10 protein-coding genes are annotated in these 12,159 nt (G+C 45.0%); 8 read left to right on the top strand and 2 right to left on the bottom strand.

What is annotated here, in order from left to right:
• Positions 1-14: 14 nt before the first annotated feature.
• The 5 genes from NSS66_RS00700 (at position 15) to NSS66_RS00680 (ending at position 4,585) form a co-directional block, all read left to right on the top strand.
• Entirely contained in the window at positions 15-863 is an 849-nt protein-coding gene (locus tag NSS66_RS00700) for a phosphotransferase (protein WP_340958242.1), read from the top strand.
• Positions 864-905: 42 nt separating this feature from the next.
• Positions 906-1,304, top strand: coding sequence for a metallothiol transferase FosB (fosB, locus tag NSS66_RS00695; protein WP_340958588.1), 399 nt, complete (start codon positions 906-908; stop codon positions 1,302-1,304).
• Between the two features lie 71 nt (positions 1,305-1,375).
• Positions 1,376-2,770 (top strand): MATE family efflux transporter, encoded by a 1,395-nt coding sequence (locus tag NSS66_RS00690; RefSeq protein ID WP_023988315.1) that lies wholly within the window; start codon positions 1,376-1,378, stop codon positions 2,768-2,770.
• A gap of 194 nt (positions 2,771-2,964) precedes the next feature.
• Positions 2,965-3,945 (top strand): S8 family peptidase, encoded by a 981-nt coding sequence (locus tag NSS66_RS00685; RefSeq protein WP_340958240.1) that lies wholly within the window; start codon positions 2,965-2,967, stop codon positions 3,943-3,945.
• A 154-nt stretch (positions 3,946-4,099) separates the two neighbouring features.
• The gene (locus tag NSS66_RS00680) at positions 4,100-4,585 is read left to right on the top strand and encodes a tetratricopeptide repeat protein (protein ID WP_340958239.1); all 486 of its coding nucleotides are present in this window, start codon (positions 4,100-4,102) and stop codon (positions 4,583-4,585) included.
• 156 nt (positions 4,586-4,741) lie between these two features.
• Here NSS66_RS00680 and budA read toward each other — a convergent pair whose 3' ends face one another.
• On the bottom strand, positions 4,742-5,488 hold the full coding sequence (budA, locus tag NSS66_RS00675; RefSeq protein WP_025722973.1) for an acetolactate decarboxylase: 747 nt from the start codon (positions 5,486-5,488) through the stop codon (positions 4,742-4,744).
• Positions 5,489-5,650: 162 nt separating this feature from the next.
• Positions 5,651-7,354 (bottom strand): acetolactate synthase AlsS, encoded by a 1,704-nt coding sequence (alsS, locus tag NSS66_RS00670; RefSeq protein WP_172828313.1) that lies wholly within the window; start codon positions 7,352-7,354, stop codon positions 5,651-5,653.
• Between the two features lie 612 nt (positions 7,355-7,966).
• Here alsS and uxaC point away from each other — a divergent pair.
• The 3 genes from uxaC to NSS66_RS00655 all read left to right on the top strand — a co-directional run bounded on the left by uxaC (position 7,967) and on the right by NSS66_RS00655 (position 12,156).
• Positions 7,967-9,391, top strand: coding sequence for a glucuronate isomerase (gene uxaC / locus NSS66_RS00665; protein ID WP_028542398.1), 1,425 nt, complete (start codon positions 7,967-7,969; stop codon positions 9,389-9,391).
• Between the two features lie 272 nt (positions 9,392-9,663).
• A complete protein-coding gene (locus tag NSS66_RS00660) occupies positions 9,664-11,064 on the top strand; it encodes an MFS transporter (RefSeq protein ID WP_023988322.1) in 1,401 nt (466 codons plus the stop codon).
• An 87-nt stretch (positions 11,065-11,151) separates the two neighbouring features.
• On the top strand, positions 11,152-12,156 hold the full coding sequence (locus tag NSS66_RS00655) for a LacI family DNA-binding transcriptional regulator (protein WP_069079639.1): 1,005 nt from the start codon (positions 11,152-11,154) through the stop codon (positions 12,154-12,156).
• Positions 12,157-12,159 lie beyond the last annotated feature (3 nt).

Below are 12,159 nucleotides of genomic sequence, written 5' to 3'. Positions count from 1 at the left end.
AGGGAGGGCGTAAGATGGATGTTCAACTGATCCTGAATGAGCTTCACGAAATGGGCGTGCTTGAAAGCCATATGCGAAATCTCAAACCGCTGACCGGCGGAACTTCGAGCAAAGTGGTTGTTGTCATGGACGGAACTAAGCCGCGATACGTGATTAAGCAAAATGATCCCGCTGTCGTAGAAGCCGAGACAGAATTCTTACATACCTATGTACAGGTTGAGAAACTATCGCGTTTGGTTTATGTAGATCCGTTGCACCGTTATTTGGTGTACACGTTTAGGTCAGGGCTCACACAGTATCATGGACAAAACAAAAGCGATTTGTTGCTTCGTCTGGCGACGGAGGTGATCTCGCACTACAAGCCTATTGGAGAGGAACGTCATTATGGTTATTCGGATCATCCGTTTGTGGAATGGAGAGATTTTCTACTGCACAGAACGAAGGAATCTGAAAAGATCATACAAGACGTTTTACCCCCAGAGGATCATCGGTTCGTTTATACCCTTGTGGCTGGATTGCCACAACGGAATATTAAATATTTGCTTCATGGTGACTGTGGAGTACATAATTTTGTGTTTACCGAAAACGGCACATTGACAGGTATTATTGACCCTGATCCAGTGGTGGGAGAACCTCTGTATGATCTAATATACGCCTTTTGTTCTTCAACGGATAGGCTGACCGTCGATACTATTTTGCCTGCTTTAGAGAAGCTTGGGCCGGAGATGGCAGGGGAATACGAGCTGAACAGGGAAGTGTTACTGGGATTATACTTTCGTATAGCTACCTGCATTCGCCATCATCCTAAAGACCTAAATACATATACAGAAGCGTGGCCTTATTGGCTGAACAGGGTTCGCTGAAAGGAACAGGGAATATGAGCATACAAGGAAGGATGGAATCATATTTGCTTTTCGGTGTCTGATTTGGAGAAGTCTATACATTTCTATCAGAATATACTAGATGGAAAACTGCTCGTTAAAGGACGTAAGTTGGCTTACCTGGACTGCTTGGGAATGTGGCTGGCCCTCAATGTGGAGGAGGATATCCCAAGAAATGAAATTCATCAATCCTATACGCATATTGCATTTTCGGTAGCGGAAGCGGATTTTGAGAGCATGCTTAACAAGCTGAGAACTTTTAATGTCACCATTTTGCCCGGAAGAGAGCGGAATGAACAGGACAAAAGGTCGGTCTATTTTACAGATCCAGACGGACATAAGTTTGAATTCCACACAGGACAATTGCAGGACCGCTTGGACTATTATAGAAACGATAAAAAGCATATGACTTTTTATGATTGAGTAAGTGTTATCGATATTGACGTGTAGGTATTAAGTAATAATTGGGTCGCATTTAGGAGGAATACGGAAGGATGTCACTGTCGCAGGAAAACGGTTCCAAGCAAGCACAAGCCGTTAAAACGATGACGGTTTTCGCAATCACTTGGCCGATCTTTATAGAGATGTTGTTTCACATTTTGATGGGTAGCGTGGATACGTTCATGCTAAGCCATGTTTCTGATGAGGTTGTATCGGCTGTAGGTGTATCAAGACAGTTGATTGAATTCACGATTATACTTTTCAATCTGCTTGGTCTTGGTGTAGGTGTGATCATTGCTCAGCTATTGGGGGCGCAAAAGCATGTGGATGCAAGCCGTGTTACGGCTTCGGCACTAACCTTTAATCTGGTGTTTGGTCTGGCGCTGAGTTTGATGTTTATTGTGAGCCGGGATTTTTTACTATCCTTTTACCATATTACCCCGACGATTAAGGAAAATGCAGAAATCTATATGATGCTGGCAGGGGGTTCGCTGTTTCTGGAAGCGCTCATGCTAACCGCAGGTCCGGTTATTCGCTCGCATGGTTTTACTAAAGATACGATGATCGTGGGCATTGGTATGAATATTTTACATATTGTAGGAAATGCATTGCTCATTTATGGCTGGTTTGGTCTGCCGCAGATGGGAGTGGCGGGAGCAGCGATTTCAACAGTTATTAGCCGTGCTGTAGCGTGTGTCTGGATTTTTCTACTGCTGTACAAGCGTGTAAGTGCGCCGATTCGCATCCGGTATTATGTACAGCTTCAATGGAGTAAGCTGGTAGCCATCCTGAAGATTGGTATTCCTGCCGGGCTGGAATGGTTGTCTTATCAGCTTAGCCAAATGATGGTGACCCGGTTTGTCAGCTTTATGGGTACAACGGCGATCGCAACCCATTTTTATACGAATACAATTGTGTACTTTTTTATGGTATTTGGAATGGCTGTAGGTGAGGGGACAGAAATTATTGTTGCCCGCCTGATTGGAGCAGGAGACAAGGAAAAGGCCTATCATCAACTTTTACGGAGCCTGAAATGGTCTTTGGTCATTACGATTGCTGTGATCGTGGTAGTATCCTTTTTCCGATATGAAGTGATGGCGATCTTTACAGATGAGCCGGCGATCATTCAATTAGGGGCAGCAATTTTGCTCTTCTGTATATTGCTGGAGCCGGGCCGAGTGTTTAATCATGTTGTCATTAACTCCTTGCGAGCGGCGGGAGATGTTCAGTTCCCGTTGATGATGGCCATTATTTCAATGTGGGGGATTAAAATCCCGCTAGCATATGTGCTGGGCATTCATATGGGATATGGTGTGCTGGGAGTGTGGATTGCACATGCCTGCGATGAGTGGGTACGAGGCATTTTCCACTATTTACGCTGGAAGGGGCGGAAATGGCAGCACAAATCGCTGTTATCTAAGGCTGAACTTCAGGCGGAATCAGCCTAAGGCTGAAAGAGATTCTACAACAGACATTCTTCAAGCGAATTGGAGGATGTCTGTTTTTTTTACAAAAATAAGCAAAATGGGGATGTTCAAACTTTTCAAAAATTGCTAGAATATAGTAACCTCGAAGGTAGTAGAGGTTTTCAAAGTTTCAAAGACGGATGGTTTCCGATTGAATCCATGAAGGAGGGAATAAGATGGAACGTAAAGTGCATATCATTCCTTACCAAGTGATCAAGCAGGAGCAACAAGTGAATGAAATACCGCGAGGTGTAGAGCTGATTCAGGCTCCTGCGGTATGGAACCAGACTCGAGGCCGAGGCGTGAAGGTGGCGGTGCTGGACACGGGCTGTGATTCGGACCATCCTGATTTGAAGGCGCGCATTATTGGCGGCCGGAATTTCACGGATGATGATCAAGGTGATCCGGAAATTTTCAAGGATTACAACGGTCATGGTACGCATGTGGCAGGAACCATTGCGGCAGCAGAAAATGCGGATGGTGTCGTGGGTGTTGCTCCAGAGGCAGACCTACTCATCATCAAAGTGCTAAACAAGCAGGGCTCCGGTCAATATGACTGGATTATTCAAGGCATCTATTATGCGATTGAGCAAAAGGCAGATATCATATCGATGTCACTTGGCGGTCCTGAGGATGTGCCAGAGCTTCATGAAGCAGTAAAAAAGGCTGTAGCTAGCCAAATCTTAGTCATCTGTGCAGCTGGAAATGAGGGAGATGGTGACGACAGAACGGACGAGCTTGGCTACCCCGGCTGTTATAATGAAGTGATTAGCGTAGGTGCTATCAATTTTGACAGGCACACCTCAGAATTTAGTAATTCTAATAATGAGGTGGATTTGGTTGCACCGGGAGAAGATATTTTGTCCACCGTTCCGGGCGGCAAATATGCGACCTTTAGCGGAACTTCGATGGCTACTCCACACGTAGCAGGTGCATTGGCGTTGATTAAGCAGCTGGCGAATGCGAGCTTTGAGCGTGATCTCACCGAACCAGAATTATACGCACAACTCATCAAACGCACGATTCCACTGGGCAATTCTCCTAAGCTGGAGGGCAACGGTCTACTGTACTTGACGGCAGTGGAGGAGCTTTCTAGTATTTTCGACGCGCAGCGTGTAGCGGGAATACTAACTGTAGGATCATTGAAGGTTAAATAAACCGTAACTTCAATTCGGAAATATAGCGGCTCTCCTAAAGGGAGGGTCGTTTTTTTGGATTTCAAATCTTAGGAAAAACTCCATTTACATTGCATTCAAATGTCGGGTAACATATACCTCAAAGATAGGCATGAGTCAGAAGTGGAGGATGAATATGAACGATATCATGGCGCAAGCTGACGAGCTTAGACGAACAGGGCAAGCAGAGAAAGCACGTAAGCTTCTTTTAAAGGCATTAGAACAGCAGCAAAATGATGCAGAATTGTGGTATCAGACAGCTTGGACACATGATTCATTGGGCTTAGAGAGGGAAGCGGTTGCCTATTATGAAAAAAGCCTAGGTATGGCGTTATCCGCAGAATCAAGGAAAGGAGCCATCCTGGGATTAAGCAGTACATATCGTGTATTGGGAGATTACGCCAAGGCGAAAGCGTGGTTGGACATAGGAATGAACGAATTTCCGGATTACAGACCGTTTCGGGTATTTTACGCGATGGTGTTATACAATCTGGGGGAATACGGGAAAGCCATGCAGGAGCTGCTAATGGAGGTGGCTGAGACGACCTCGGATTTATCTACACAGGAGTACTCACGTGCTATTCAATATTATGCAGATAAACTGGATCAGATCGAGGCATAGGTGAACCGGAGTGAGAGCATAAGCAGTAACGTATATATATGCTCGTACATAAAAAGATCACAGTCAGAGAGCAGTAATTCTCTTCCCTGACTGTGATCTTTTACTGTTTATTGTTTAGCTATAGGGTCCGTAACTTGATGAGTTAAATAACTGTGATTACTGCGCACCTTCAGTAACGGCAATTTCTTTCTCCAGGTTTTCTCTGGACAGGTTGGCCTTCAAGTAATCCGGCGTATCGGGCAGGACCAGGTGCAGATTGGATTTTTGACAAATGCGGATGGTACACTTTTCGACGATAAAATCAAAGACATGCCCGCCTCCGGTGCGTTCATCGTTAATAAAATGCAGATGAAATCCGGCTACCCCAATACCTTGAGCATAGGCAGGTGTCCAAAAACCTGTAATCACGCCGGAAGCCTCATTAAAAGTGAAGGTAGGCTGTGATTTGGTCGCTTCGATAAAAGGTTTGTATGGTTTAACTTGGTGAGGCACGGTCCGTGTCTTTACTTCATGAAAAGTGCCATCCATACGGAAGGCATAGAACAGATTACGGCTTGGAAACAACGTTAACAGCAGAGCTTCCAGCTCTTCACGATGCATAGGGCGGTCAATAGTATATGTGAAATCTTCCTGGAAAAAGGTGACAGTGGAAAAAGGTGTAGTTTCTTCCGGTTTTACGCGATGGGCCGTACCGTCTGGAAGCAAGTGATAAAATTCACCATCGAACGCGATCATCTCGCCATTCAGTTGATCAAAGGTACCAATTCCGAAATCCCCGTGCTTTTGCAACTCCTCAAAGGCAACAACTCCGTCATAAAGACCATCTAATAGAGCAAGCATAGTGGATGTTTGGTAAATATCATGATCAGCTTCTTGCTTGGTTTCCAATTGCGCAACGGTCATGGCAATACACTTCCTTTTATAATTGTATGCATTTATTTTCTTTCTTTTTCAATAATAAACGTAAAATTTCAGTAAATAACATGAATAACTCAAAAAAATCATTAAAAAAACGTTATACTCCATAATTGTCATAAAGCCGTCACGACTGAGGCATGGTTAAGGTTAGTTTAATTGGTTAGGCAGCAGTTTACGTCCCAACTGGATGTTATCCTGATAATCAATCGGAATATCGACGACCACAGGACCATCGGTATGAAGTGCCTGCTGCAATACACTTTCTAGTTCTTCAGGAGAGTGCACGCGTAATCCAGTGGCGCCGAAGCTTTCAGCATATTTCACTACATCAACATCTCCAAATTTTACACCAGACGTTCTTCCGTATTTAATCTGTTGTTGAAAAGCGACCATGTCATAGGAACCATCTCTCCATACGATATGCACCAACGGTGAGTTAAGACGTACGGCGGTTTCGAGCTCCATGGATGAAAAAAGAAATCCTCCGTCTCCAGAAATAGAAACGACTTTGTGACCGGGATTGACGAGCGTGGCAGCAATCCCCCAAGGCAGCGCTACGCCTAGCGTCTGCATTCCGTTGCTGAATAGAAGGCGCCGCGGTTCATACGAACGGAAATATCGTGCCATCCAAATATAGTGTGAACCGACATCACAGGTGACTGTGACGTTATCATCAATCAGGCTGCGCAGTGTACGAATAAATTGCAATGGATGAATCAGAAAATCATGCTTGTGTGCGGGAACAGCCGCTTGCTCGTTTAGATCATGGCGCAGACGATTCAATTGGTCGCAGGAGGATTTAGGTAGCTTTAAGGTAGGTAATTCTTCTGCAAGGCTACCCACAATCAGGGCTATATTTCCGATTAGCTCGTAGTCCGGTTGATAATCATGATCAATATCGGCTTGATGGTCATCCAGATGAATGAGTGTTCGGTTTGCCGGAATGTTCCAGTTTTTTGGATCGTATTCGATAGGATCATAGCCAATCGTCAGTACCAAATCTGCGGCTCCAAGAAGCATATCACCCGGTTGATTGTGGAACAGACCCACTCTTCCAAAATAGTGGTCTTCTAGTTCACGGGAGATGGCTCCAGCGGCCTGGAAGGTTTCGACAACAGGCAGATCTGTATCTCGGATGAGAGCACGGATAGCTGCGGTGGCTTCAGGCGTGCTGGCTTTCATGCCGAGAAGAAGTACGGGCAGCTTGGCTTTTTTGATTTGCTCTGCGACTTGTTTGATGAGTCCGGCGGGTGCGGTTCCGAGTTGGGGAAGAGAAACCTTCTCAATGACTGTTACTTCAGATGACGAAGTCAACACGTCCTGCGGCAGGCTGACGAATGTGGCTCCAGGCTGGGCTGAGGTCGCAATTCGAAATGCATTAGCAATTGCTTCCGGTACATTATCAGGATGTTCTACTTCTACACTGTATTTGGTGATGGGTTCGAATAGTCCGGCGTTATCCATAGATTGGTGCGTGCGTTTCAAGCGTTCGGATCTTGGGACTGCACCCGCAATGGCGACGACAGGATCACTTTCTGCATTAGCGGTGACAAGTCCTGTCGCCAAGTTAGATGCGCCTGGACCTGAGGTAACAATGCATACGCCCGGTTTACCGGTTAATCGACCGACTGCCGCTGCCATAAAGGCGGCATTTTGTTCATGACGACATACGATCAATTCGGGCCCCCGATCTTGAAGAACATCAAAAACAGAATCGATCTTGGCACCTGGAATGCCAAAAATATGGGTAACCCCTTGCTTGATCAAGCAATCGACAACAAGGTCGGCTCCTTTTGTATCGGATATAGTTTTAGTTTGAACAGCTTGCACTTTTGTACTCAATGCTACCACCTCTTCTTCTTCTCTGTGAAATAACTAATGAAATACTTTTAATGTAAATCAATGGATGTATATTGCAATTATAATACAATAACTGGTATTTTCAAGAAAGAAATTTTCAGAAAAAAAGAGAAAAATATATAAAACGTTTTCAAAGTTTGATTCTTCGGGGAAAATAAAAAGTGCGGAGATTTGGAATGGGTTGCTATTGCAATGGCAGATGTTCTCGGCGGATGTGAAGGAAAAGGCACCTATCACAATGAGTCTTTTAAAAATTCCTTTTTGGTGTTGGATGGTGCAGGACATAGACGAAATGCAAAACAGATCTGCCCCAAAGAGTGGAAGGTCGGTTTTTTTGTCCTCTCACATGATAAAAATCACTTTCCTCTACAAAGGATAGCGGTTACAATGTAATTGTTGTTAACGTAAACATTAAATTTAAGGTGAAGTAATCCGGCTTGAAATGATGTACAGGTATCGTATTATAGCTATATTATCTTGTGTAATCACGAGGTCTGCTATGTGATGGAGAATGCTATTGTTGAAAAACAAGTAGAGTTCGAACATTTTTGTTAACGTTAACAATTTATTAGGAAACACGATTATAGAAGGGATGAGAGAGTAATGACTAAAGCGTTTTTAGACGAAAACTTTTTGTTGAGCAATCCAACGGCTGAAATCTTGTACCATCAGTACGCCAAGGATATGCCGATTATCGACTATCATTGTCATTTAAGTCCACAAGAAATTTATGAAAATAAAGCGTTCAAAAATATTACGGAAGCCTGGTTGTACGGAGATCATTACAAGTGGAGACTTATGCGGGCTAATGGGGTTGAGGAACGCCTGATTACGGGGGATGGTGAAGATTATGACAAGTTTTTGGCTTGGGCCAAAACCGTACCTACACTAATAGGCAACCCGCTGTACCATTGGACGCATTTGGAGCTTCAACGCTTTTTTGGTGTCTATGAGCTGCTGAATGAACAGAACGCACCAGTGATCTGGGAAAAGGTAAACCAAAAGCTGCAGGGAAAGGGATTTGGCGCACGTGATCTGATTGTGAACTCGAAGGTAACTGTAGTGTGCACCACGGATGATCCGACAGACCATCTCGAATACCACAAACAAATCAGCAAGCTGACCGATTTCCCAGTGGCAGTGCTACCAAGCTTCCGCCCCGACAAAGCTTTGGAAATTAATCGTGAAACTTTCCAGCCTTGGGTGGCTCGGTTGGGTGAAGTCAGCGGACTGGATGTTTCTGGCCTGGAAGGATTTTTGAATGCGCTGGCGAGCCGGGTGCGCCATTTCCATGCTGCCGGAGGCCGGGTATCTGATCATGCGCTGGATACTGTAGTCTATGAAGAAACGACACTGGAGGAAGCGGCAGCCATATTCAGCAAGGCGCTGGAGGAAGGCCATGTGACTCCTTTAGAGGAGGCGAAATATAAATCATACGTTCTGGTTTTCCTTGGCAAACAGTATGCAGAACATGGCTGGGCTATGCAATACCACATTCACGCGCTGCGTAACAACAACACGGCTATGTTCCGTCATTTAGGACCGGATACAGGCTACGATGCCGTAAATGATGGCTCTATCGCTCGTCCATTGGCGGCATTGCTGGACGCACAGGAGCTGGCAGGTGGATTACCGAGAACCATTTTGTATTCGCTTAATTCGGTTGATTATCCAGTACTGGCAAGTCTCGCGGGCTGCTTCCAATCCGGTGGAACTGTAGGGAAAATCCAGTTTGGCACGGCATGGTGGTATAACGACCATATCGAAGGCATGCAGGAGCAGATGAAGTTGCTGGCTAACTATGGGGTGCTGTCCCGCTTTATTGGTATGCTGACGGATTCCCGCAGCTTCCTTTCCTACACACGCCATGAATATTTCCGCCGTATACTCTGTGACTTAATTGGGACGTGGGTTCAGGAGGGTAAGGCGCCTGAGGATCTGGAACTGCTCGGAGCAATGGTACAAAACATTTGCTACAATAACGCTGAGCAATATTTTAATTTCCCAACGGTTGTTCATAGTAAGTGAAGCTACCGCCTAAGGTGAGAACTCACTAACTTTATAAAAAATAGCTCTTGCCAGGAGCTTGTTTCAAACTCCCGGTAAGAGCAATTGAAAACAAAATAGTTATCAACTGAGGATTTTGCAAAAATCCCATAAGCGACTTCCAATGAACAAGATATAGATCGAAATGGTTTAGTTCGTCTGTATCTTGCACTTCGGAGCGACTGGAATCGAATTTTGCAAAATCCTGAACTAGATATGTGAAAATAATTACAAACATAGAGGAGTGTGTAGGTATGGGAGTGCCTATCGTGCAGGAGAGCGTCCAAACTGACAACAAGACAGGCGAGCATATTAGCCTGAAAGAAAAGATTTCGTATGGTATGGGTGACTTTGGAAACGGATTCATGTTTGATTTGGGGCAGTTGTATTTGCTGAAATTTTTTACAGATGTAGCAGGGGTTTCTGCAGGAGCCGCCGCAGGCATTTTCTTGGTCAGCAAGCTGTTTGCCGCCATCTGTGATCCCATTGTCGGGTCCTTTGTTGATTATCGCAAACATATCGGTGCACGTGGAAAATTTAGGCCTTTTCTTATTGTTGGAAGCGTTATCCTTGCAATTCTTACGGTTCTAACCTTTATTTCGCCGAATATTTCCCCCACAGGAAAACTCATTTACGCCTATGCGTCCTATATGATCTGGGGGATCGGCTACTCTATTGTAAACATTCCATACGGCTCGCTGGGTGCCGCCATTACGCAGGATACTCATCAGCGTGCTTCATTGTCATCTTTCCGTCAGGCAGGATCTCTGGGCGCATTATTCGTCACGAGTGTCGTTGTCATGCCGCTTATTTTACTGTTTCCTAACCATCATGTTGGCTATCCAGTTGTGATGGGGATTATGTCACTCATTGGTGTGATCGCTTTCATCATATGTTACCGAGGAACGAAAGAACGTATTATTAGCCAGTCCGGACCAAAAGAGAAGCTATCTATAGGCGTTATCGTCCATACCTTTACGAATAACAAGCCTTTACTGGTACTCGTTTTGATGACGATTTTCACCATATCCGCGTACAATATTAAGTCCGCACTGCTGATCTATTTTGCCGAATATAACTTGGGGCATGTAGAATTAATGGCTTATATGAATTTTATTATTATTGGTTCGTCGCTACTGGGTGTGTTGTTCCTGCCCAAGTTGGTACGGCGCTTCGGTAAACGAAAAACAGCCATACTGGGGATGCTGGTTAGTGTCATTGCCGACTCCATTAACTTTTTCATGCCTTCAAATGTATATATTTTCACAATCCTGGCCAGTATTTCGTTCATTGGTATTAGTATTCCTAACGGGGTTACCTGGGCATTCGTGTCCGATATCATTGATTATGGCGAATGGTCATCCGGGGAGCGTAAGGAAGGGATTACTTACTCGTTATTTAACTTTTCACGTAAGCTGGCTCAATCCTTGTCTGGCTTTCTATCGGGTATTGGACTAGCGCTCATCGGCTATGTTCCGAATGTGGTTCAGTCCTCTGGAACGCTGCTTGGGATCAAGGCATTACTTTGTCTCTATCCGGCTGTTGCCCTGGCTTTGGCCATGCTGGTCATCGGTAAAATGTACAAGCTGACTGACAGTAGACATGCAGAAATGGTTCAAGAGTTACAGCGTCGACATGCGGACAACCGCGTATAATTTGTGAAAGTCTTCTTTTCCGGGCGGCTCCTGTGGTATGGTGGGTATATAATTTTTTTAGAGCCTCACTAAGGAAAGGATACGTATATGGCAGCTACCATTAAAGACATTGCCAAATTGGCTAATGTTTCCCATACAACCGTCTCCCGGGCGCTCAATAATAGCCCGCTGATTAAAGAAGATACGAAACGCAAAATTATGGAGTTGGCAGAGCAACTCAATTACATTCCAAATTTTAATGCCAAAAGCCTGGTTCTCCAGCGCTCGCATACGATTGGCCTGTTTTTCACCAGTATTTCAGAAGGCACCAGCTCCAGCTTTTTTGCGGATACCATCCGTGGAGTTAATCATGTCATCGGGGTGGATTACAATTTGTTTGTGCGAGGAATTGACGATTACGCCGATTTTTCGGCCATTCACCGCAAGCGTTTTGATGGTATCATTCTGATGAGCCAGAGCGAGGCGGACAACCCTTTTATTTATCATGTGCTCGGTCAAGGTATTCCGCTTGTTGTACTGAATCGGCAGGTGTCCGGTGCGGGGATTGTAAATGTGATCTCTAATGATAAGGAAGGGTCCTATGAAGCGGTCTCCTTTCTCGTTGAAAGCGGGCATGAACGCATTGCGATCATCGAAGGGGTAGAAGGCTTCAAGTCTACCCAGCAACGCCGTGAGGGTTTTATGAATGCGTTGATTGATAGTGGTAAGCCGATTCGACATGAATATATCGTGCAAGGTCATTATGATACTGAAAGCGGAAGCCAGGCAATGAAGCAACTGCTTTCCTTGCAGGAGCCGCCGACAGCGGTATTTTGCTCTAACGATGATATGGCTATTGGGGCCATGAATGCGGTATTCGAAAACGGCTTGAAGGTACCAGAGGATATCTCAGTCATTGGTTTTGACGATATTGGGTTCTCAATGTATACGACTCCACCGTTAACAACGGTCAAAAGACCGATTGAGCAGATAAGTGAGCGCGGAGCCGCTTGCATTCTGGAACGAATTCAGTCACCGTCCAATGAGGGTGAGCTTATATTTATGGAGACTGCGCTTATGAAACGGAAATCAACGGCAGGCAGACCACGCTGAGTT

The organism is Paenibacillus sp. FSL R10-2748 (genome assembly GCF_038005565.1).
Taxonomy (GTDB): Bacteria; Bacillota; Bacilli; order Paenibacillales; family Paenibacillaceae; genus Paenibacillus; species Paenibacillus polymyxa_B.
Note: the sequence above shows the minus strand (reverse complement) of the source record. Positions and strands in the feature narration are given on the sequence as shown.